At 68.1% G+C, this 22,544-nt stretch carries 12 protein-coding genes and 6 pseudogenes; 7 read left to right on the plus strand and 11 right to left on the minus strand.

The window, feature by feature from the left end; all coding sequences use genetic code 11:
- Positions 1 to 125: 125 nt before the first annotated feature.
- Positions 126 to 1,349, minus strand: a complete 1,224-nt coding sequence (locus SSP24_RS39370) for a sensor histidine kinase (protein ID WP_141315590.1) — start codon at positions 1,347 to 1,349, stop codon at positions 126 to 128.
- A gap of 1,114 nt (positions 1,350 to 2,463) precedes the next feature.
- On the opposite strand from SSP24_RS39370, the pseudogene SSP24_RS39375 reads away from it, so the two are divergent.
- The 3 genes and pseudogenes from SSP24_RS39375 to SSP24_RS39385 all read left to right on the plus strand — a co-directional run.
- Positions 2,464 to 2,967: pseudogene (locus tag SSP24_RS39375) on the plus strand (transposase); the annotation flags it as partial.
- 169 nt (positions 2,968 to 3,136) lie between these two features.
- A complete protein-coding gene (locus SSP24_RS39380) occupies positions 3,137 to 4,627 on the plus strand; it encodes an ISL3 family transposase (protein ID WP_141315610.1) in 1,491 nt (496 codons plus the stop codon).
- A 38-nt stretch (positions 4,628 to 4,665) separates the two neighbouring features.
- Positions 4,666 to 5,354, plus strand: a pseudogene (locus SSP24_RS39385) (IS256 family transposase); the annotation flags it as partial.
- 66 nt (positions 5,355 to 5,420) lie between these two features.
- On the opposite strand, the gene SSP24_RS39390 reads toward SSP24_RS39385, so the two are convergent.
- From SSP24_RS39390 to SSP24_RS39405, 4 genes are all read right to left on the minus strand, one after another.
- Positions 5,421 to 6,605: a D-alanyl-D-alanine carboxypeptidase family protein gene (locus SSP24_RS39390; protein ID WP_167529835.1), complete on the minus strand. Its 1,185-nt coding sequence runs from the start codon at positions 6,603 to 6,605 to the stop codon at positions 5,421 to 5,423.
- Between the two features lie 275 nt (positions 6,606 to 6,880).
- Positions 6,881 to 7,954 carry a D-alanine--D-alanine ligase family protein gene (locus tag SSP24_RS39395; protein WP_229866325.1) on the minus strand — a complete coding sequence of 358 codons (1,074 nt, stop codon included), beginning with the start codon at positions 7,952 to 7,954 and terminating at the stop codon, positions 6,881 to 6,883.
- Positions 7,951 to 9,216 carry an alanine racemase gene (gene alr, locus SSP24_RS39400; RefSeq protein ID WP_141315596.1) on the minus strand — a complete coding sequence of 422 codons (1,266 nt, stop codon included), beginning with the start codon at positions 9,214 to 9,216 and terminating at the stop codon, positions 7,951 to 7,953. Before alr ends, SSP24_RS39395 begins: the two co-directional genes overlap by 4 nt.
- 97 nt (positions 9,217 to 9,313) lie before the next feature.
- A complete protein-coding gene (locus SSP24_RS39405; RefSeq protein ID WP_141315612.1) occupies positions 9,314 to 10,705 on the minus strand; it encodes a UDP-N-acetylmuramoyl-tripeptide--D-alanyl-D-alanine ligase in 1,392 nt (463 codons plus the stop codon).
- 643 nt (positions 10,706 to 11,348) lie between these two features.
- On the opposite strand from SSP24_RS39405, the pseudogene SSP24_RS44630 reads away from it, so the two are divergent.
- Positions 11,349 to 11,707, plus strand: a pseudogene (locus SSP24_RS44630) (TRIC cation channel family protein); the annotation flags it as partial.
- A gap of 265 nt (positions 11,708 to 11,972) precedes the next feature.
- Here the strand turns inward: SSP24_RS44630 and SSP24_RS39415 are convergent.
- The 4 genes from SSP24_RS39415 to SSP24_RS39425 form a co-directional block, all read right to left on the minus strand.
- The gene (locus SSP24_RS39415; RefSeq protein ID WP_141315598.1) at positions 11,973 to 12,335 is read right to left on the minus strand and encodes a DUF1304 domain-containing protein; all 363 of its coding nucleotides are present in this window, start codon (positions 12,333 to 12,335) and stop codon (positions 11,973 to 11,975) included.
- Positions 12,336 to 13,401: 1,066 nt separating this feature from the next.
- A complete protein-coding gene (locus SSP24_RS39420) occupies positions 13,402 to 13,809 on the minus strand; it encodes a sensor histidine kinase (protein ID WP_167529836.1) in 408 nt (135 codons plus the stop codon).
- On the minus strand, positions 13,737 to 14,132 hold the full coding sequence (locus SSP24_RS43250; RefSeq protein WP_167529837.1) for a sensor histidine kinase: 396 nt from the start codon (positions 14,130 to 14,132) through the stop codon (positions 13,737 to 13,739). Before SSP24_RS43250 ends, SSP24_RS39420 begins: the two co-directional genes overlap by 73 nt.
- A gap of 226 nt (positions 14,133 to 14,358) precedes the next feature.
- A complete protein-coding gene (locus SSP24_RS39425; RefSeq protein ID WP_141315602.1) occupies positions 14,359 to 14,574 on the minus strand; it encodes a hypothetical protein in 216 nt (71 codons plus the stop codon).
- A gap of 442 nt (positions 14,575 to 15,016) precedes the next feature.
- On the opposite strand from SSP24_RS39425, the pseudogene SSP24_RS39430 reads away from it, so the two are divergent.
- Both SSP24_RS39430 and SSP24_RS39435 read left to right on the plus strand, forming a co-directional pair.
- Positions 15,017 to 15,759, plus strand: a pseudogene (locus tag SSP24_RS39430) (transposase family protein).
- A gap of 352 nt (positions 15,760 to 16,111) precedes the next feature.
- The gene (locus SSP24_RS39435; protein ID WP_167529838.1) at positions 16,112 to 18,460 is read left to right on the plus strand and encodes a DUF11 domain-containing protein; all 2,349 of its coding nucleotides are present in this window, start codon (positions 16,112 to 16,114) and stop codon (positions 18,458 to 18,460) included.
- Between the two features lie 631 nt (positions 18,461 to 19,091).
- On the opposite strand, the pseudogene SSP24_RS39440 reads toward SSP24_RS39435, so the two are convergent.
- Positions 19,092 to 19,581 (minus strand): annotated as a pseudogene (locus SSP24_RS39440) (ISAzo13 family transposase); the annotation flags it as partial.
- 307 nt (positions 19,582 to 19,888) lie between these two features.
- On the opposite strand from SSP24_RS39440, the gene SSP24_RS39445 reads away from it, so the two are divergent.
- Complete coding sequence (locus tag SSP24_RS39445) at positions 19,889 to 21,421, plus strand: RICIN domain-containing protein (RefSeq protein WP_167529839.1); 1,533 nt, start codon at positions 19,889 to 19,891, stop codon at positions 21,419 to 21,421.
- A 478-nt stretch (positions 21,422 to 21,899) separates the two neighbouring features.
- On the opposite strand, the pseudogene SSP24_RS39455 reads toward SSP24_RS39445, so the two are convergent.
- A pseudogene (locus tag SSP24_RS39455) lies at positions 21,900 to 22,456 on the minus strand (transposase); the annotation flags it as partial.
- Positions 22,457 to 22,544 lie beyond the last annotated feature (88 nt).

Here is a 22,544-nt window from a genome sequence, read left to right on the forward strand (position 1 = left end):
ACTGAAAGAGCTCAGTGAGTGCCGCTGCCCGTGGACCGCGCTGGGCTGTTTTGCCGGGTGCGGGTGGGCGGGTTGCGGTGGCGGGCACGCCGGTGCGGGGACTGCCTCGGGGTGTGTGCCGTCGCCTATAGGGCTGGTGGGGGTAGTTCGAGCACGGCTCTGGTGCCGTGGGGTGTGGCGGGGGTGAGGGTGAGGGTTCCGTCGGCGTTTTCGATCCGGATGCGCTGGGAGGCGAGTCCGATGTGTCCGGCGGCGGGGGCTGCCTGGACGGCGCTGTGTGTGATGCCCCGCCCGTCGTCGGTGATCTCCAGGAGGATGCTGCCCGCGTGGCCGGTCAGATGCACGGTGACGTGCTGAGCTGCGGCGTGCTTGACCACGTTGGTCAGCAGTTCCCGGGCGGCTGTGAAGACCAGCTGCTGCTGGGGGTGGTGGAGGCCCTCCTTGCACTGGACGTCGACGCTGAAGGCGCCGCGCTCTGCGGCGGCGTGGGCGGCAGCACGTACCGCTCCGGCCAGCCCGAGGTTTTCCAGTACCGCGGGGTGCAGCTCTGCGGCGACGGAGCGCATCTGGCGGGCGGCGTCGGTGAGGGTCCGTTCGGCGCGTTCCAGGGACTCTGCCGGGGACGTCGCCGCGCGGGCGTCCTCGATGTCCTGGCGTGCGGCCAGGACGCTTTGCAGGGCGTTGTCGTGGAGTGCTTCGGCCAGTGTGCTGCGTTCGCGTTCTTCGACGTTGAGGACTTCGATGAGCAGCTGGGAGCGGTCTTTGACCAGGGTGTTGATGGTCTGGACGCGGGCCCGGTGGACCCAGGACGTCAGGGCACAGGCCATGCCCACGGTGACGAGGAACAGGGTGTGCATCAGGGCGGCCAGCAGGCTGCGCGGGCCTGCGCCGGCGCCGGTGGCGGCGGCGAGATACACCGAGGCGGTGAGCGTCATCAGCGCGATGGTGGTCCTGGGCTGCAGTTGGAACGAGGCCATCATGGCGACCACGAAGAAGGCGTCGTCGATCAGGGCCAGCGAGGTCTCCGGGACGGGGAATCCGCGGGTGAGTACCACGAGCCCGACGAGCACGGCCAGGTCGACGATGAGCACTGCCCAGATCAGCCGGGGATGTGTCTGTTCCCGCCACACCGCCCGCAGCCGCAGCACCGACCACACGCCGTAGGCGGCGATCAGTGCGTTCCCGGCGGCGACGTTGTGCCGGTCGGGGAAGACGGAGGCCTCGACGACCAGGAGCACGACCAGCGCGCATCTGAGTACCGACTGGACCCGCGCAACGCCCTGGGGGTGTCCCAGGGCCGCGGGCACAGCCGCCGCAACGGCCGTCCTGCGGCCGTAGTGGTGCTTCATGGCGTATCAGCCCCGGGGCCCGGGCCCGTCGGCGCGGACCTGTGCGACGGACACCGCATGCGCACTGTGGCCCGGGGCGTGCCCATGGCGGCAGGTGCAGCGCCCGAGCAGCCCCCCGCGGCTGCCGCGGCCGGGCTGCCTCCGACAGCGCGACGGCCTCGGCGCGGGGGCAGCCCCGGCAGGAACCGAGCGAAGGAAGGAGACATCACCAAACGTCCCGGACATCGAGTGCATACATAATGATCGAAATGGGCTTTTTGGGATGATACGTCGCCGATGTGGGTCTGCGGGCGGCCGCCCGCGGCTGCGGTGGGCACGGCGGCATCGCGAGGGGCGGACCTGCCCTCGGGGACGTCCGGGCCTCGGCCGCACTGGCGGCCGCGTGGCTGCGGCACATGCCCGGATGTGCCGCAGGTGGGTGTACTGGCGCGCGCCTGCGTCGTCGAGGGCCGCAGGGGCGTGGCACGGTGCATCACCTCCGGCCGGCGGCGCCGCCGGACCTCGACCACGTTGTTGCCCCCCCGCTTGTTCTGATCGCCGGTTCGAATCGCGCGCGAGGTTCCCCGGTGTCGTCGGCCATGACATCCGGCATCCTGACGATCCTTCTTCGCCGCGCCGGATGCATTCCTTCAGTGGCGGCACGGCGCAACCGCAGCGGTGTGCCGCGCGCCCCGGGTGGCCTGGAAGGGTTGGGGGCAGCGGGTGGTGGTCTGTGAACCGTCGGGGACGGACGGCGTGCGGCGCCGCCGTGTGCCGCACGCGGTGCCACGGCCGCCGTCTGTGAGGGCGTGGCACCGGCGGGCCCTGCGGGCCGGTGCTGTCCTGCATGGACCGCCGGATCCCGCACGTCCCTGATGAGTCGCTGTGCGGAGATCACCCCTCGCGGACGTCGGCGACACCTGCAGGGGGCCGGCAGGGGGCGCTGCGTGCCGTGCGCGCCTCCACAGGCCCGCGGAGGCGCGACCGGTGGCGCGTCGGGGGAGTGTCCGATAGACGGCGGATCCGATGATCAAGGAGACGCCTGATGAGCGAGACCATCACCGAGCACGAGGCCGTCGAGGAGCCGGTCGTCGAGTCGCCTGCGGAGGCGGTGTCGGACGAGCAGTTGATCGCGATGCTGGTCGACCGTGCCCGGAACGATGGACTGGAGCTGACCGGGGAGGGCGGGCTGCTGCAGCAGCTGACGAAGCGGGTGCTGGAGTCCGCCCTGGAGGGCGAGATCACCGACCATGTCGGCTATGGCAAGCACGACGCAGCGGGCCGGAACAGCGGCAACTTCCGCAACGGCACGCGGGCGAAGACTGTGCTGACCGACGTCGGACCGGTCGAGGTCAAGGTGCCGAGGGATGTGGCCGGCACCTTCGAGCCGCAGATCGTCAAGAAACGCCAGCGGCGTCTGACGGGTGTCGACGAGATGGTGCTGTCCCTGTCCGCGAAGGGCCTCACTCACGGGGAGATATCAGCGCATCTGGCCGAGGTGTACGGGGCTCAGGTGTCCAAGCAGACCATCTCCACGATCACCGATGCGGTGATGGAGGGCATGGCCGAATGGCAGTCACGCCCGCTGGATCGCGTCTACCCGGTCGTCTTCGTGGACGCCATCAACGTGAAGATCCGGGTTCTGTCGACGATCTTGTGATCCGGACGGCTGAGTACATTGCGCCGCCTGTTCGCGATCATGCATTGCGTGCTCTCATGATGTGCTCCTGGAGCTGTTTCCGTACCTGTCCGCGTTGCTGATCGACGGGGTCGAGCGGCGGCCGGACCAGGTAGTGCTGAGAACGCGGGTGCGAGCGACGACTGGATCGTGTCGGTGCGGTACGAGGTCGGCCCGGGTGCACGGTCGGTACGTACGCAGGCTGCGTGATGTCGCCGCGGGCGGGCTCGGTGTCGTGATCGAGTTATGTGTTCGCCGCTTCCGCTGCGAGAACCCTGCCTGCACGGCGGTGACGTTCGCCGAGCAGGTCGTGGGACTGACCATCCCGCACAGTCGGCATACCCCGCTGCTACGCGAGGTGTTGACGCAGATCGGGCTGGCCCTGGCCGGCCGGGCAGGGGCCCGACTGGCGGCCTCGGTCGGCCTCACCATAGGCAGGGACACGCTGTTGCGGCTGGTCAGGTCCCTGCCCGAGCCGGATATCGGCGAGGTGGAGGTCCTCGGTGTCGACGACTTCGCCTTCCGCAAGGGCCGCCACTACGGCACGGTATTGATCGACATGGCCACCCACCGGCCGGTGCACCTCTACGACGGCCGCGATGGGGAGGACCTGGCTGCCTGGCTCCGCAATCACTCCGAGGTGAAGGTCATCTGCCGGGACCGTTCCAGCGGATACGGGGAGGGCGCTCGGATCGGGGCGCCGCAGGCCGAACAGGTCGCGGATCGCTCTCACCTGTGGGCCAACCTCGGCCAGGCGGTCGAGAAGACGGTCAACGCCCATCGCTCCCGCCTGGCCAAACCGCCTCCAGCACGGACCAGCAGCCACGACACTCCCGCGGCGGAGCCCGAGGTGGTGCAGCCCCCGAAAGAACTGAAGATCGTGGCCCGGCTGCGTGAGCAGCACGCCGCCGCCCATGAGCTGTGGGGACAGGGGATGTCAAAGGCGGCGATCGGCCGGAAACTCGGATTGCATCAGGCGACCGTCCGCAAGCTGGTGAGCGCTCGCTCCGCCGACGATGTCGTCGCCAAGAGCCTGCAGCGAGCACATATCGTCGACCCATACGTCGGCCACCTGCACCGGCGCTGGAACGAAGGCATCCGAAACGCCGCCCAGCTCTACCGGGAGATCCAAGAACTCGGCTATCCGAGCGGCGAGCTGGCCGTCCAGCGCCACCTGCGGCGCTCCCGGACCAGGCTCGGACACGCACCCGAACCGCGACCCAAGCCTCTGTCGGTCCGCGAGGTGACCTCCTGGATCATGACCCACCCCGAGCATCTGCGGGACGAGGACGCCGACAAGCTGCACCGGCTGCGTGAGCGCGACCCCGAACTCGACCGGCTCACACTTCACATCAGGAAGTTCGCCGCAATGATGACCGGCCGCCACGGCGACCGCCTCGAAGACTGGATCACCGACGTCGAACGGGACAGCCTGGTTCCGCTTGCTGGCTTCGCGCGCAACCTCCGCCGCGACTTCGACGCCGTCCGCAACGGCCTGTCCCTGCCTCACAGCTCCGGCGCCGTCGAGGGCAACATCAACCAACTGAAAATGCTGAAACGGCAGATGTTCGGCCGTGCCAGCCTCGATCTCCTTCGCAAACGCGTTCTGCTCACACGATGAGTCCCAACCCACCGAATCACAAGATCATCGACAGAACCAAGATCCGCGACGGCCAGGTCGCTAACCGTCCGATCTACGTTGCCATGGCGGTCACGGTCGAGGGCACCCGCGACATCCTCGGGATCTGGGCGGGCGACGGCGGTGAGGGCGCCAAGCACTGGCTCCAGGTCTTCACCGAGCTCCGCAACCGCGGCGTCGAGGACGTCCTCATGCTCGTCTGCGACGGCCTGAACAGTCTGCCCGGCGCGGTCGAGACCGTCTGGCCCCGAACTGTGGTGCAGACCTGCATATTTCACCTCATTCGGAACAGTATCCGCTACGCAGCCCGGCAGGACTGGGACAAGGTTGCCGAGGATCTGAAGCCCGTCTACACCGCCCCGAGCGAGGCCGCGGCGACCGAACGGTTCCTGGAGTTCTCCGAGAAGTGGGGCACCAAGTATCCGGCCGTGATCAAGCTGTGGTCCGACGCCTGGGCCGAAATGGTGCCCTTCCTCTCCTTCGATGTCGAGATCCGCAAGGTCCTCTGCAGCACCAACGCGATCGAGAGCGTGAACGCCCGCATCCGCAAGGCCGTGAGGCCCGGGGCCATTTCCCGTCCGAGGGCGCCGCGTTGAAGTGCGTCTACATGGCGCTGATGAGCCTGGACCCGACTGGCAAGGGCCGGCGCCGCTGGACGATGCGCTGGAAGGCACCGCTGAACGCGTTCCAGATCGCCTTCGAAGGCCGCCTGACCCCCCACCACCAGCCACTGACCCTCAACAACCAAGATCAGCCGTTGACTGGACACGCCCGCTCAGTTCTTCGTTGCCGGTATCAGGCGGGGGGCGGGGGAGAATGGGTACCAGGTGTGGTCGAGGGGGCGGGTCGGGGTGAGTGTGATTGCTGTGGTGGTGCCGGTGATGGTGGCCCGGGCGGTGGGGGTGCCGCCGGCGGTGCCGCTGGGGATGGTCGTGTGGGGTGTGACCGTTATGGTGGCGGTGGTGCCGGGCCGTCCGGTTGCCTTCAGCTCGCCGGCGGCGGCGAGGGGGATGCTGGGTCCCCATCGCTGGTCGAGGCGGGCGAGGATCTCGCCTGTGCGGACGATGGGGGCTGTGACGAGGCTGTGGTCGGCTGCGGACAGCAGACTGCGGGCGGCCGCAGCCGGGGCGGCCGGGTCGGAGGCGGGCTGGGCCATGACGGCGCCGATGACCAGTCGGCTCCGGCCGGCGATGTAGCGGTGTGCGGCGAAGACGAGGTTCTTTCCTGCCTCGCTGGTGGTGCCGGTCTTGCCCATGAACACACCGTCCTGGCCGAGCAGGGGACTGGTGTTGTGGTGTGTGGTGCCCCGGAAATCGGTGTAGGAGGATGCGGCGATGGTCGCGAACTCGGGCAGGCGGAGGGCGGCGCCGAGGAGTTTGACCTGGTCTGCGGCGGTGCTGACGGTGGTGGGATTCAGGCCGCTGGGGTCGGTGTAGAAGGTGGACTTCATGCCCAGCTGGTGTGCGGTGCGGTCCATCTCGGTGAGGAACGCGGTGCGTGTGGGGGCACACCAGCGGGCTATCTCGTCGGCGATGTTGTTCGCGGACATGGACATGAGGGCCTGGAGGGCCTGGCGCTCGGTGATGCGCTGGCCCGCCTGTACGGGGGCTACGGACTCGGAGTTCGCCAGACGGGAGTGGTAGCGGGCCGCTTCCTCGGCGGAGATGGTGAAGGTGGGCCCTTGTTGTCCTGGTTGGAGGGGATGGCGGCGCAGCAGGAGGTACGCGGTCATGATCTTGGCCGTGCTGGCGGTGGGAATGGGTGCCTGGTGAGGTGAGGACTGGGTCCCGTAGCCGTCGATGGTGAGGGAGGCTTGTCCGGTGGCCGGCCATGTGGGGGGTGCGGCGGTGCCGGGCAGTGTCCGTTTGATGGACACAGCGCCGGTCATGGCGGTGGCCGGGGTGGTTGCCAGCCAGAAAGTCAGTGCGATCACGATGAGGCACAGCACTGCGGCCGCCACTGTGGTGATGATGCGCAGGCGCCCGCGGAGTGTTGCCTTCACCAGTGGGCTGGCTGTCGGCTGAGGCCGGGCCGGGCGGCATGGTGCTGTCCCTGGCTGGGCTGGGTGGTGGGCGGCGTGGCGAGGGGGCTGGTCGGCTGTGCTCATGGCGGTCCGGTGTCTCTTGCGTCTGGTCGGAGTTGTTCGGCAGGGCGGGGTCGCTGGAGGCGGCTGACCGGTCGGTGTGCTGTGCCGTGCCGGGTTTGGTGGGCGCACATGCCGGGGTGTGCGGGCGCTTACGCGGCGGCTCTGCTTGGTGCTGGGCGGCCGAGGGCGCTGGTGATGAGGGTGTCGAGGAGCTTTGGGTAGGGCAGTTGGGTGGCGGCCCAGATCTGCGGGTACTGCGAGGCTTCGGTGAATCCGGGCAGGGTGTTGACCTCGTTGATCAGGGGTTCGGTTTGGTCGAGGAGGAAGTCGACGCGGGCCAGGCCAAAGCAGCCGAGGGAGTCGAACGCGGTCAGGGCGAGTGACTGGAGCCTGTGGGTGAGGGTGTCGTCCAGTGGTGCGGGGATGGCGAAGCGGGTGGTGTTGTCACGGTATTTGGCGTCGAAGTCGAAGAACTGCTGATGGCCGCGGACCTGGATTTCCAGGGGTGGGCCGGCTGTGAGGGATCCGTCGGGCTGCTGCAGCACGGCGATGTCGATTTCGCGGCCGATTACGGCCTTTTCGACCAGGACCTTGGGGTCGGCGCGGCGTGCGCGGGACAGGGCTGCCGGCAGGCTGTCCCAGTCATCGACGCGGGTCACGCCGATGCTGGAGCCGGAGCGGGCCGGTTTGACGAACACGGGAAGGCCCAGACGCTCACGGTCGGCCTTCTCAAGGGTGCAGGCGGGGTGCTTGAGCAGGGCCCATGGCACCACCGGCAGTTGGTCGGCGGCCAGGAGGCGTTTGGTGACGTCCTTGTCCATGGCAGCGGCGCTGGCGGCGATGCCGCTGCCCACGTAGGGCACACGCAGCACCTCCAGCAGGGCTTGAACGGTGCCGTCCTCGCCGTAGGGGCCGTGCAGGGCGGGGAAGACCACATCGGCACAGGCGAGCGCGGCCGATGCGCTCATGAGGTCGGTGACCGGCCGGGTGAGGGCGGGGGCGGGGGTGAGCCGGAGAAGGTCGTCGGGGGTGTAGACGCCTTCGGGGGTGTCCACCGGCCCGATGGCCCATCGGCGGTCGCGGCTGATGCGTACCGGCTGCACCTGGTAGCGGGAGCGGTCCAGGTGGGTGATGATGCCTGCCGCGGAGCTGCAGGAGACGTCGTGCTCGGTGCTGGGCCCGCCGAAGAGGACCGCGATCCTGGTTCGTTGCCGGTGATTCAAGGCGTGCGTCCTTCCAAGAGGTGGTGCGGGGTGTGGGGGGCTTCCTGATAGTGGCGCAGCACCCGTGGGCCGATCCCGGTGAGGATTTCGTGGGGGCTGGTACCGGCCCATCTCGCCCAGTCCTTCACGGTGGGTTCGCCGTGGTGTCCGGGGCCGAAGACGATGACCTCATCTCCTGTTCCCACTGCGGCTGCGGCGCCGGCGTCGAGGACGCACTGATCCATGGCAATCCGGCCGACCACCGGGCGGCGCTCACCGGCCAGCCACATTCGGGCTCCGGGGGAGGCGGCCCTGGGCAGCCCGTCTGCGAAGCCGACGGGCACCAGCGCCAGGGTGGTCGCGGCGGGCGTGGTGTAGTCGTGCCCGTAGCAGACGCCCTTCCCGGCCGCCACCCCGCGGGTCATCAGTACCCGGGTGTGCAGGGTCAGCGCCGGACGGAGCCCGAAACCCGCCCCTGTCACCGGTTCGATCCCGTACAGCCCCAGTCCGGCGCGGGCCAGGTCGTAGTGCGTCACAGGCGCGTCCAGCGCGGCGGCGGAGTTGGCGAGGTGGCGCAGTGCGGGGCGCAGCCCGGCGTCTTCGGCCTGCGCCACGGCCGTGTCGAAGGCGCGGATCTGCCCGGCGGTGTCGGGGTGTGTGGGCCGGTCGGCGTGGATGAGGTGGGACCATACGCCGTGGACGTCGAGCAGGCCGCGTTGTTCGAAACCACGGGCCACGCAGATGAGCTGAGGCCAGTCAGCGGCCTCGGCACCGCCGCGGCGCAGCCCCGTGTCGATCTTGAGGTGGATGCGGGCCGGAATGCCGGTTGCTTCGGCTGCGGCGGCGACCTGCCGCAGCTGGCCCACACAGGCCACCGACAGATCAACGGCTGCCGCGAGGGCGGCCTCGATCTCCTCTCGCGTCAGATACAGCCAGGCCAGCACCGGTTGGGTGATTCCGGCGGTGCGCAGTGCCAGTGCCTCGGCGACGCACGCCACCCCGAGCCAGCTCGCGCCGTGGGCGAGGGCGTGGCGTGCCACCTGCACCGCGCCGTGGCCGAAGCCGTCGGCTTTGACCACCGCCATCAGCTCGCCCCGGGCGTGCTGGGCCAACAGCCGTGTGTTGTGCGCGATCGCGGCCAGGTCGACCACGGCCCGGGCGAGCGCGGGACGGGCAGGCTGTCCGGTGGTGTCCGACAGGCGTTGGCTGACGGTGCCGGGGACAGGGATGCCCCTGGCCTCCTGGCACCGGCGGGCAGCGGCGGCAGATGCGTCGGGATGCATGGAATTCCGTCCTTGTGCGATCCGTGGATGAGGTGCGCCGAAGCCCGGTGCGGGGTGTGCGGACGGTGAACCCGCCCCCTCCGCGGGGGGCGCGGGTTCACCGGCTGGGGCCGCTTGGGCCCGCTGCGGCCAGTTGCAGCGCCGTGTCCTCCAGGCCGACGGCGTGGGATCCCTTGAGCAGCACCACGTCCCCGCCTTTGACGTAAGTGATCAGCAGGGTGAGCGCGGCGTCGCGGTCGGGCACCCAGGTGGCCCTAGCGCCGGCCGCGGCGGCCCCCTGCCGGATCAGCGTGGCGTCGCCCTCGCCGACCGCGATCACGTCACTGACGCCTGCCCGGGCCGCGCGGTGGCCGAGTTCGAGATGGTGGCGGGACGACTGCTCACCCAGTTCCCGCATCTCACCCAGCACGGCGACGGCGCGGCGGCCGCCGGCCATGGACGCCAGGGCGGCCAAAGCGGCTGCCATCGAGTCGGGATTGGCGTTGAAGGCGTCGTTGATGACCACCACGTCATCCGCCCGTTCAAGGACCTGCATCCGTCCGGGCGTCAGCCGCCGCGCCCGGCAGAGGGCTTCGGCGACATCGCTCAGTGCCATGCCCACACCCATCGCGGCGGCTGCGGCCGCCGCCGCGTTGGCGACATGATGAGCACCGTGCAGACGCAGCCGGATCCGGGCCTTCTCCCCCTGGTGGTGCAAGGTGAACGACGGCCGGCCGCATGCGTCCACCTCGACGGCCGTCGCCCGCACGTCGCCGCCGTCCAGGCCGAACGTCATCACCCCGGCCGCCGTCCCGCGGCGCATGGACATGACCGCATCGTCATCGGCGTTCAGCACCGCAAGACCATGCCCCGGCAGCGCCGCGACGAGCTCGCTCTTGGCGGCGCAGATGGCCTCCTTGCCGCCGAACGCACCGATGTGCGCTGTGCCGACGTTGGTGACCACACCCACGTCGGGCGGGGCGATCGACGTCAGATACGCGATATCCCCGGCAGCGCGCGCCGCCATCTCCAGCACCAGGAACCGGGTGTGTTCATCGGCGCGCAGCACGCTCAGCGGCAGGCCGATCTCATTGTTGTACGACGACGGGGCGGCTGCGGTGACATCCTGCGCGGCCAGCACCTGAGCCAGCAGATCCTTGGTGCCGGTCTTTCCCGCCGAGCCGGTCACGGCGATCACCGTCGGCCGGTGCAGCCGGGCCAGCACGTGACGCGCCAGCTCCCCCAGTGCCCGCCGTGCATCGGGCACAACAATGGCCGGCGCGCCCACCGGGTGCTCGGCCAGCACGGCTGTCGCACCCGCCGAGACGGCCGCGTGGGCGAATCGGTGCCCGTCGGTGCGCGCCCCACGCACCGCGACGAACAGCGAACCCGGCGCGGCGTGCCGGGAGTCGACCACGACAGGCCCGTTGACGACCACGCGGGCATCAGGAACATCGCACAACTCACCCCCGACGAACCGGGAGATCTCTTGCAAGGACAGGGCGATCACGACAACTCCAGCACTGATAGGGCAGGTGGACGGCGACCCCGCGGGCCGGCCGACCACCTGGAACCGGGCCGGCCCGGGCCCGCACGCAGGCCAGGCCCTGACCGGCCCGCCCGAGCGCCCAGCCGACGGGGAGCCTGCACCGCTCGCCCACCCTGGGCACACCACCCGCACGCGATGCGGCATCACACACGTCCCACCTGCATCCGGCAGGAACGGCGCGTGCACTCCACACTGCAGGGGCGATCCCGCGCGCACCCTCCCCCGACAGGTGGTCTGCGCGGCTGACCACCGCATCAGCCGGTCACCCGGTCGCCGACCCGAACCAGGGGGCGCGATGGCCGCGCGCTCTCCCGGCCGAACTCTTGCACAGACCGCGCGCCGCCTGCATCAACACGACGTCGTAGTGCAACGGGCCCTGGAAGTACCCGCGCGCCGAGAGCCGGCTCGGCGTCCTGGCGGTGGAGCCAGGATGCCGGCGCGGCCGGCGCGGATGCTTGTTCGTCATTTCTGGGATCTTCGGCTTGCCCCGGGTCGGGCATTCCCGCACTGCGGCCCCCTGGCGGCATGGACCACGTCACGGTCCGGGGCGTGGACGATGACCCGCCAGCCGGTGGCCCAGACCGGCCGCGGCCACCGGCTGGCCAACGTGGCCGACGCCGCGGGCCTCGGGCTGCTGTGCGTTACGGGGACCATCAAGGCGCACGAGTACGGCCTCGGCCTCGCTTCCTGCGCCGCCCTCGGTGTTGTCACCGCCGTCGGCGGCGGTGTCCTGCGCGACGTACTCGCCAACGAGGTCACCGCGGTCCTGCCCGGCACCGCGGCCTCGGCGCCGTCACGGCTGTCGTCGGCGCCGCGATCGCCGTGCTGTGTATCCGCATCGATGCGCTCAACGCCGTCACCGGCGGCCTTGCGGCGATCACGGCCTTGCTGCTGCGGCTTCTCGCGTTGCGCTTCCACTGGCGGGCACCGGGTGCTCTCAGCCGCCGGCCGGCTGCCGCCGAGGTGACCGCCTCGGAAGGCCACCCCGCAGGGACGTACCCTGCGCGGCTGCGCCCCGGCGCGCAGGGCGCTGGCGCCGGCCGCCACCGGATGCAGCGGGGCCGGCCGCTTGACCGCTGCCACCCGCAGCCCGCGCATCGCGGGCGTCTGCGACACGGAGCCGCCCGCCAACGGTCACGGTGAACGCGGTCCGCGCATCGCAGTTGCTGGACGCTGTGCTCGGGGCGGCGCATGCCGGGGCTCGTACCCGGTGCGGGCAGGGGGAGTGTCAGCGGGTGAGGAGAACCAGCGCCAGCGCGACCGCTGCTGGTGCGAACTGGACCAGGAGGATACGCCGGTTGACGGTGGCTGCTCCGTAGAGACCTGCCGCCATAACACACACCAGAAAGAAGATCTTGAAGTGGAGTCCGGCCGAACCCGGCGCGATCAGCCCCCATATAAGCCCGGCGGCCAGGAAGCCGTTGTACAGCCCCTGGTTGGCGGCGAGCGGGGCCGTCGCCAGAGCCATCTCCCCATCCATCCGGGACAGAGCGCGCCCCTTCGGTCCCTGCCACAGGAACATCTCCAGCACGAGGAAGTACACGTGCAAAGCGGCGACGAGCACGAGGAGAGCCGACGATGCCAGTTTCACAGCGGACTACCTGCTTTCGGTTTCGGAATCGACACAACGTCGCCCTGCACAGGGCCGGCCGAGCGGGCATGGCGGTGTAGGCCCTGAGACCGGCACTTTGCGATGTCGGAGGTCGGCCCAGGACTTAGCCGGGGATGACCGGCTCATCTGCGCATGGGGTCGTTCACCTGCCGACAGCCGTCACAGGGCTGCCTCGGTGAACCGCACTGCCGTGAGGGCCCCGCTCACCGGCAGGAACGACGCCGATGTTCTGCCGCAGTGCAGTCGGCCACGCCCCAAGGGACCTCCATCTCCCACGGCAAGAGCACTGCTGCGCCCGGCGGTTCGCGACAGTGCCGTCGTTGCCCTGTGCCTTCCGAGAGGTGCTGTCACGTACATGCCGTTGACTTTAGGTATCGGATCCTGCCGAGACCCTGGGGAAGATCCCTAGGCCGTACCTACTGGACGGGGGAATATTCACTCTAGAGTGAATATTCCCCCGTCCAGTAGGTACGGCCGGAGCAGGGGCGTCTGCAATCGGCCGCAGTCAGAATTGAGGGCGTCAGGCGTGCGCGTCCGGGCAACGCCGTCGACCTCCTCCGAGCGACTTGAGCGGCGAGGATTCTCGGCCGACGGGTAATGCTCGTAGGGTGAGGGTCACCCGCTCCGGGGTGGGCTGGTGGTTCCTTCCCCACGGGGTGGGGCTGTGTGCGCTGCCTGTGCATCCACTGGTCCTGCGTGCGATTTGCAGGCGCTTGCCGCTGCCGGTACCGGCGTCGGGCCCCGGTTTGGGGCGGTTGGTGCTGCCGATGGGGCCGCGATCGCGCCGGCGGCGTCGGTGCTCGGTTGGTTTGTGTCCGGCACCTGGCCGGTCGGGATCGTCACCAACGCCGTCCTCTGCAGGACCGGACCCCGGCCGCCGCCCGGCCGTCGGCTACGCGGGCCCGGCCCGACCGTCGTCGCCTCCCTGTTGTGGGGCAGCGTACTTGTGTGGGCCTGCTCGACCTCCTCGCCGCCTGCGCACAGGGCCCGTCCCTTTCGGTATGGGGCGCAGGGGGGACGGACCGCTCCGGATGCGCGCGCGGCGTCACAGGGCCGGCGGGGGAAGGTCGACGAGGGCCCTGGTGCCGCAGGGCGTGGCGGGGGTGAGGGTGAGGGTTCCTCCGGCGCTTTCGATGCGGATGCGCTGGGAGGCGAGGCCGATGTGTCCGGCGGCAGGGGCCCTCTCCGCGGAGGCGGGCTTGATTCCCCGCCCGTCGTCGGTGATCTCCAGCCGCAGGCCGCCGGCGTGACCGGTCAGGCGCACGGTCACGTGGCGTGCTGCGGCGTGCTTGACCACGTTGGTCAAAAGCTCTCGGGCGGCGGTGAAGACCAGCTGCTCCTGAGGATGGCGCAGACCCTCCTCGCAGTGGACGTCGACGCTCAGCCCGCCGCGCTCACCGGCGGCGTGGGCGGCGGCCCGCACAGCACCGGCCAGCCCGACGTGCTCCAGCACCGAGGGATGCAGCTCCGAGACGACGGAGCGCATCTGGCGGGCGGCGTCGGTGAGGGTGCGCTCGGCCCGGTCCAGCCGTGTGCCGGCTGGTCCACTACGCGGGCGTCCTCGATGTCCTGGCGCGCGGCGAGAACGCTCTGCAGGGCGTTGTCGTGGAGCGCTTCGGCCAGTGCGCCACGCTCACGCTCCTCGACGTTGAGGACTTCGATGAGGAGCTGGGAGCGGTCCTTGACGAGGTCGGCGATGGTCTTCACCCGGGCCCGGTGGACCCAGGAGGTCAGTGCACAGGCCATGCCCACGGTGACGAGGAACACGGTGTGCATCAGTGCGGGCAGCAGATCCCGCGGCCCAGCTCCTCCACCGGTGGCGGCCGAGGTACACCGAGGCGGTGAGCGTCATCACCGCGATGGTGGCCTGGGCTGCAGCTGGAACGAGGCCATCATGGCCACCACGAAGAACGCGTCGTCGATCAAGGCCAGTGAGGTAACGGGGATGGGGAACCCACGGGTGAGCAGCACAAGCCCCACGAGGACGCTCAGGTTTCGACGATCAGCACCGCCGGAGGAGCCGCGGGCGTGCCCGCCCCCGCCATACGGCCCGCAGCCGCAGGACCGACCACACGGCGTAGGAGGCGATCAGCGCGTTCCCCGCGGCCACGTTCTCCCGGTCGGGGAAGACGGACGCCTCGACGATCAGCAGCACCACCAGCACGCACCGCAGCAGAGCCTGGACCCGCGCAACACCCCGGGCTTGCCCCAGGGCCATGGACACAGTCTCCCTGACGGCCGGCCAGCGGGGGCCGTTGAAGCGCTTCACGGTGTATCAGTCCGGCAGCCGTCCCGCCCCCGCTGTCACGGGCTCGCGGCACACTAGCGGCCGCCCTGGCGAGAACCGAGTGGATTAAGGAGACATCCCAAACGCTCCTAAACGACTGATCAGACAGGCAACGATCAAGACTGATCCCTTCTGGGGGATATGCAACTTATATCGATCCGTGGCGGCCGCGCGCTCCTGGGCGGCGCCGCCGGTGTCACAAGCGGCGGACGGGACACCGCCTGTGCGTGCGTCGCGCAGAGGGGGTGCGACACGCGCTGAGCCCTTTCAAGTTGGCCACTGATCGGGTGACGAAGCCGTTCCCGTGACGGCGAGGCCCTCGGTCTGTTGAGCGAGATGTCTGAAGTCTCAACACCACAGTCCGGGGGCCTCGTTGGTTTCATATCGTGCCGCACTCGATGTTCCGCATGCACTCGTGGAGTGGGTCACGATGCTGATCGTCACCCGCGAGGATGATCGGCGGTGCTAGCTCCCACCATCACGGAGAGCGCTGGTCGCCCTGGTGTACCTGCGCAAGAGCGACACTCTCGAGCAGATCGCTGCGGTTCTCGATCAGCGTTGGGCACGGCTCACGCCTGCGTGCACGCGGTGGCCACTGTCCTGGCGGCCGGGGCACCGGGCTTGACCGCGGCCTTGAGGGCAGCAAACGCCCGCTACGTGTTGCTCGGTGGCACTCTCGGTGCGACCGGGTCGGCGACAGCCGGGCCGACTGCTCCGGCAAGCATCGCCGGCACGGGATGAACCTGCAGGTCGTGACCGCTCCGGACGGAACACTGGTGTGGATCTCCCCGCCGCTGCCAGGACGCGCCCACGACCTCACCGAGGCCCGCCGGCACCTGATCATCGCCACCTGCATCCGCCTGGGCATTCCCGTCCTCGCGGACAAGGGCTACCAGGGCGCCGGCGACAGCGTCGCCGTGCCCACCCGACGACGCCCGGCAAAGCCCTCACCGTCAAAGCCGAGTCCGTCAACCGGGCACACGCCCGCCTTCGGCACCCCGTCGAGCGGGCCATCGCCCGAATCAAGACCTGGCGCATCCTCCGCAAAGCCGGACTCAGCCCGAACAACTCACGTCAATCACCAAAGCCATCCCCACCCTGGAGACTCACCGCTGAAAAGGGCAGCTCAGGGCGTGAGCTTGCCGGCCAGGTGCCCGGAATGTTGCCTGTCCGGCATCCCTCGCAGTTCTGTGGCTGCGGGGAGGGTTAACGGGAGTCTTAGCCGTGCTCACCACCCGCTGATCACTACCTGCTGCGGAGTCCGGGTTTCCGTGCTCCCCGAGGTGGCTGGCTTCTCGGCCTCTGGCGACGTCAGCGTTCTCTGGCCGGGATGTATCAGTCGGGTCCACCTTTCGAACTCAGGATGTCACGTATGCCTAGACGTCACTCTCGCCCCTTCTGGCTTAGGCGAAAGACGGTAGCTGCGCTCGCTGGAGCGCTGGCCGCGGGCTTGATTCTGCCTGGTGCTTTGGGCATCGCCGAGGCGACCGGCACCACCACCGACTCCCCCCATCCATCGGGGCGACTGGTCAATGGCGGGTTTGAGGAGCCGTCCATTCCCCTTGCTACCAATCGTTATCTCGATGAGATTCCTGGCTGGTCGTCGGTCGATGCGTCGATGTCGACGCAGGGCGAGCAAATGGAGCTCTGGGCTACTGGATTCCCGAGCGATGCAGGCAAGGTTCCCTCTGCCACCGGTAATCAGTTCCTCGAGCTGAACGCCAAGGGTCCCACCACTGTGTTCCAGGACGTGGAGACGAAGCCAGGTGAGGAGATGGTGTGGAGCCTGCACCATCGCGGTCGCTTGGGCGAGGACACCATGCTGGTCCGCATCGGCCCCCCCGACCACGATCAACTGCAGCCCCAGAACCCGCAGGGCAGGTCCGGCCCTGACATCGTGGATGGAAACAAGGCATGGGGACACTGGCAGGGCACCTACGTCGTGCCTGAAGGCCAGACCAAGACCCGGATTGCGCTGACGGCGAAGAGTGCTTCTGACCCTACCGAAGGCAACTTCGTCGACTCGGTCTTCTTCGGGGCGAAGGCTTCGCCGACGGTGCTGACCAAGGTCAGCGATGACCGCGCGCAGCGCGGGCAGGAACTGCTCTACACGACAGTCGTGGACAACAGCGTCGGCGACAGCCCCATCAGTGATGTCGTGTTCACGCAATCCTTGCCGCCCCGCACTGAGTTCGTCCCTGGATCGCTGACGATTGACGGCCACCCGGTCACGGAGGGGACCGATGACGACACCGGTTCCGTAGACGGCGAGGACATCCGCCTCAACCTCGGCGCGGGAGCTACATCCAGTACCGGCGGCAAGCTGGAACCCAAGAAGCAGAGCACCGTCGCCTACAAACTGCGACTGGCCAAGGACGCACCCCTCGGCACCGAGGTACGGCATCGCTCGAATGTCTCCTACACCACCCCCACCGGCGGGGCGCAGACCGCGATGGCCAACGAAACCGACACCGCTCTCGCCACCGCGGACCTGTCCGTGAGCGGAGTGGTGACGCCGACGCCGCTGAAGGCCGGCGAGCCGGGGCAGTACACGGTGACGGTCACCAACAACGGGCCCGATCCGGCCATAGATGTGATCCTCACCAGCGACATCCCCAGCCCTTTCACCGAAGCCTCTGTCACCATGGACGGCGCGTCCTGCGAGAAGCGGGAGGACCAGGCGGTGTGCGAACTGGTGTTGCTCAGGGCCGGCCAGACTGCCGAGATGACGGTCAAAGGCGATGTGCCGCCGAACTATGATCCTTCTTCCGGGGCGACGGTGAAGGCAAGCGCTGCGTCGTCGACCGCGGACCCGGCCCCTGAGAACGACAGCCTCACTTTGGATGTGTCGGCAGAGGCCAGCGCGGACCTGTCCGTTGTGATGGGGATCGACAACGACAAGCCCAAGGCAGGCGGTACCGCAACCTACACCGTCACGGTGCACAATGCCGGACCCTCCGATGCCCGGGAGGTGCAGGTTACCGACGAACTGCCAGAAGAGTTCACCCTCGAGAAGGCCACGCCGTCCGATGGCGCCTTCACGGCGAAGGACGGAGTGTGGGACCTGGGCACGCTGCGCGTGGGCCAGGATGCCGAGCTGACTCTGACGGGCGTTGTGCCGGCCAATGTGCCGGAGATGACACACAGGGCACAGATCACCCGCTCCGCCACGCCGGACCCCGACTCGGAGCCCGGGAAGGGCAAACCGGGTGACGACCACCTGGCATCGCTGACCACCACGGTCAGCCAGGTCGCCGATCTCGACGTGGACAAGTCCGTCAACACCGAAGAGATGCAGGTGGGCGACGACGTCACCTTCGACATCACCGTCACCAACCAAGGCCCCTCCGACACCACGCAGGTGCACGTGGAGGACCGTCTGCCCATGGGGCTGACGCACCTCTCGGACGACTCCGACGGTTCCTACGATCCCGCCACCGGTCAGTGGACCGTCAAGAGCCTGCCCGCAGGGGAGAGCCGCACTCTGAAGATCGAGGCACGCGTCGACGCCGCAGGGACTATCACGAACCAGATCAACACTGTTGTCTCCGGCGTCGAGGACCCCTCACCCTGTGTCTGGGACTGCGCAAGGGCAACGGTTCAGGCCGACTTCGGGCCGGGCGAGAGCCCCTCACCGGAACCGACGAGCACTGTCTCCGGCACGCCCTCTGCCAAACCGTCCCAGGAGCCACAGCCTGACTCCACTGGCAGCCTGGCAAGCACAGGCTCCGCCGGCGTGGCGATGACTGCTGCGCTCGCTGGCCTGGCCGTCGTAGGAGGAGCGCTGACTGTGTACGCGCTGCGCCGACGAGGCTGACCGCACGCCCGGGAGCGGATGGGGGGGCCTGCTGTGCATCCGCTCCCGGCCCGCCGGCGCTGACATTCCTTTGGTCTCGGACCATCCCAGGCAATTGCGGCCGACATTCGTGCCCAGCCCCGGGAAACGAACGCACCCACGCAAGGCAGGGATCCACTGGGCCGCCGCAGTCCAGCCGTTCGCGAACGTCTGGCTGCCGGTAGTTCGTTAAATCCGGCGGTAGAGGTCAATGCCGTGGTGACCGCGTCGGGGGCTTGACCCCGGATCTTGGACACCCGAGACACTTGGATCTTGAGTCCAGGAGAACGGATGTCCCGTGGTCATGAAGCACTATCCGCCGGAGTTCAAGGCGGACGCGGTCGCGTTGTACGAGTCGCGGCCGGAAGCGACGATCAGGTCGGTCGCCGCTGATCTGGATGTGAACCCGGAGACTTGCGGAACTGGGTCCGGGCGGCCGGAGCAAGCCGGCCACGGGGACGCCGGGCGGAGGCGCCCGCCGAGCCGCCCACGCCGCTGGAGGCGGAGAACGCGGCCCTGCGCAAGAAGGTCCGCGAACTGGAGGAGGAACGCGAGATCTGCGCCGGGCGGCGAAGTATTTCGCCGGGGAGACGCGCTGGTGAGGAGCCGTCACTCAACTATTGCCTGAGTTGATCTCGCTGTCGTGCTGTTCGATCACACGGTTCAGGGCTTCGAGGGTTCGGGGTGGATGGGGCCGGCGGGTGAGGAGCGGGGTGAGCTCAGGGCCGGTGAAAGCCAGTAGTGGCCTGGTCCGGTGGGCGTGGTAGCTCAGGGTGTTGCGGTCCCGGCCGATCAGTTGGCCTGCGAGAGTCAGGGTGAGGGTGTTGCGGCTGCTGAGGACGGCGGCCAGGACCCGGTGGCGGTGGTCGAGGATGCCGAAGCCGGGGTTGCGGCCGCGGCGGTCCCTGCCCGCGCTCTGACGCTCGGCCTTGGCGACCACTGTCGGCAGGGTTCGAGCCGGACGACGAGCTGCTCGAACTGCTCGCGGGTCATGCCGGTCAGTGCGGGGTGGGTGAGCAGGAAGGTGGCCTCGGAGGGATCGGGGCCGCAGGTTCGTGCCGCGGTTCTTCCGGCGGTGCCTGGTCGGGGTCCCAGGGGGCGATGATGCGTCGGCAGGCACGGTCTTCCACTCGGATCACGGGGCGTAGAGAACTCCATGATCTTGGGAGCCCGTGCCTGTCTCGTTCCCGGATCAGCATTTAACTGGCAGATCGTAACGAACCGGACGTCCCGCGACTGCATCGAAGCCCTCGCCAAGACCCAGGGGAACTCCCCAGTGCGTTCCGCCCTCGCCACATGCTGTTATCCACCCGGGCGTGCATCGCGAGATCGGCTTGTCTTGAGGTTATGACTGCCCAGAACTCCTTCCTGCGTTGCCACTTTCCCATCGAACACGGAAGGGATCCCAGGATGAAACGTAGAGGACACAAAATCGCAGACAAGGTAATGAGCTGGGTTGCGCTCGGTCTCGGCGCCGTGCTGATGCTGGTATGGCTGCCCGCCGGTACGGCAGCGGCCTTGGAGTGGCCGGCAAAGCTTTGCTCGGACGGGAATCGGTCTGGCCGTTGCTCGGAAATCACGAAGTCCATACCCAACATCAGCTCCCTGCCTGTGGGTAACGACGCTGTGTCGTCCCTGTCCACTGGAATGCAGGACATAATCATCTACGAAGACTTCGACTACAAGGGCGGGTGCGAATATATCAGCGCCTGGACGACTGACGACAATATGCTCGACAACTTCGTCTACAATGACAGAGTTTCGTCGGTATGGGTCGTCAAAAATGATGGAAAGGACAAGAAGTGTGAACCCTGGATGGAACTCCCCTCATGGGAGTTGCCTGAAGATTTCAGCCTCTCGATTCCGGAGTTCCCCGAAACGCCCGAATCGTGGGGGCCCGAGACTTTCCTCGGAGAGTTGGGGTGCGCGGCGGCTTACGACGACCGCTGCTGGTTCCATGCGCTGAAGCAATACGAAGAAACGGGTGACCCTATCCGGGGTAGCCACATCCTTAATAACTGCATCCCTGATGGCACCAGGGACCTGACGCAGACAATCACGGAAACGGTGACTGTCGGGACTACGCTTACAACGACGCATGACGAGACTCTCCAAGTCGGCGGCGGTGGAACGGCAAGCACGAGCGGCGGAAAGACAGGCCCTGATGGCCAGGTGGCGATTCCCACAGCCGCCCTGAACTTCAGTATTTCCAAAACATGGCACGATGGCAGGAGCACGCAAGTCAGCGAGTCCACGGCCACATCCCAAGCCGAGACGCTGACTGTTCCCCCGGGTCAGGTGGGGTGGCTGGAGTTCTATCCCCAGGAATGGGTGTCCAACGGCTATATGAAGGGTGACACCGGTGGCTGGTCATGGCTGCAACCTGGTCGCATTTTCTACTACCCGGAGGATGGGTCGGATGGCCTGCAGGCGCGGTCACCCATCAAATTGAGCAACGGGAAGGTGGACGGATACTGGAAGCCTGGCTACGCCCCTTGTAAGTATGAAGTCAAGGGGAAGGCGAGCTCGAAGATGCTGGACGTGGAAAATCGGTCCCAACAGGACCTCGCTAGGGTCGAGATCAGGCCTGCCAGCGATGAGTTCTCTCAGGAATGGATATTCCGGCGCAACGGCAACGGCACCTTCCAGATCGTCAATTCCGCATCGGGTAAATGCTTGGACATCTATGAGGCAGAATCCGGTGATGGTACTCCCGTAATTCAATACTCCTGCACGGGTGGCTCGAACCAGCGCTGGCGCGTCAAGGCGTCCGGGACCGCCTTCCAAATTGTCAGCGCCATGAACAGCAAGTGCCTTGAGGTCTTCGGCGGCACATCTAGAGATGGCGACGATGTCGCGGTTTGGTCCTGTAATGGAGGAGACCACCAGAAGTGGCTCCTTGCTGAACCTGACAGCTGGCTCCTTCGCGACGACATCGGTTAATAGCAACTCCTCCAATATCCCGTGGGGCGGCCGGATGAAGTCGGTTCGCCCCACGGATCTGTCGCTGAGGAGCGGGCGCAACAAAAGAGCTCCCTATTGATCCGAAGCGGTGGGTGTTCTGGGTTATTGATCCCGGTGTGAGTGAACTGGTCGGGGATGCACGGCAGTTGTCGCCGTCGGCGCTGGAGGCCGTTCGGCTGCGGGGCGGGGGCTGGTGGCGGGCCGGACTCGCGAGGATGCCGCGGCAGTGTTCCGGGTCTTGTTCAAGGCGGTGGAGAGGCGGGTCGGTGAGCACCGGATTCTCGACGGGGTTGGACAGCAGGCGATCCGGCAGGCTGTATTAGCCTCGATCGTTCATGAGGGTCCGTCAGCTTGATGAGGGGCCCTTTGTGGTGAGTGTTGGTGGGGGTTTTCGGGGTCTGGGCAGGTTGAGTGCCCGGCTGATGCCCCTATGGATGTCAAGCGGCTGGTGCTGGTGTCACCGCGGTTGGCGGGTGATCGTCTGGTAGATCTCTCGTGCGATGTACCGTTTCAGGCAGCGGATGGCTTCTCGGCGGGTCTTGCCCTCGCTGATGCGTCGCTTCACGTAGTCGCGCGTGCGGGTATCCCAGCGCAGGCGGGCCAGGACGATGGTGTAGAGCGCGGAGTTGGCCTGGCGGTCGCCGCCGCGGTTGAGTTGAGCCTGCGGCGTTGGGTCTTGCCGGAGGATGCCTCCACCGGGCTGACGCCGCAGAGTGCGGCGAAGGATGCTTCGCTGCCCATCCGTTGTGGGTTATCACCGGCCGTTATGAGCAACGCGGCAGCGGTGTCCGGGCCGACGCCGTAGTGCTCCAGGATTTTCGGTGCACGGGCGGCGATGGCGGTGGTGATCCGCGCGGTGAGGTCGTTGATCTCTTCGGTGAGATGCTGGATCCGTCGGGCCAGCAGCCGGAGTGTGTGCCGGGCCGCCGCTGCCGGGCCGATCCCGTCCACGGCCTCCAGCTCGGAGCACCGGCGGATGAGCTTGGGGTTGCTCAGCCCGGTCAGTGAGCTCTTTCAGCGCTGCTGCTCCAGAGTGAGGACGGCCGCGGAGATTGACGACATTCGATTCGGGGTGTCGTCACCCAGGGGCCGGCTCCCATGT

Origin of the sequence: Streptomyces spinoverrucosus (assembly GCF_006539505.1) — a bacterium.
Taxonomy (GTDB): Bacteria; Actinomycetota; Actinomycetes; order Streptomycetales; family Streptomycetaceae; genus Streptomyces; species Streptomyces spinoverrucosus.

Excerpts from the sequence above, each read along its gene's own strand:
- SSP24_RS39425 (WP_141315602.1), bottom strand. The coding sequence starts at position 14,574 with ATGGCCCTGGGGCAAGCCCGGGGTGTTGCGCGGGTCCAGGCTCTGCTG.
- SSP24_RS43250 (WP_167529837.1), bottom strand. The coding sequence starts at position 14,132 with ATGCACACCGTGTTCCTCGTCACCGTGGGCATGGCCTGTGCACTGACC.
- alr (WP_141315596.1), bottom strand. The coding sequence starts at position 9,216 with ATGCATCCCGACGCATCTGCCGCCGCTGCCCGCCGGTGCCAGGAGGCC.
- SSP24_RS39445 (WP_167529839.1), top strand. The coding sequence starts at position 19,889 with ATGAAACGTAGAGGACACAAAATCGCAGACAAGGTAATGAGCTGGGTT.
- SSP24_RS39370 (WP_141315590.1), bottom strand. The coding sequence starts at position 1,349 with ATGAAGCACCACTACGGCCGCAGGACGGCCGTTGCGGCGGCTGTGCCC.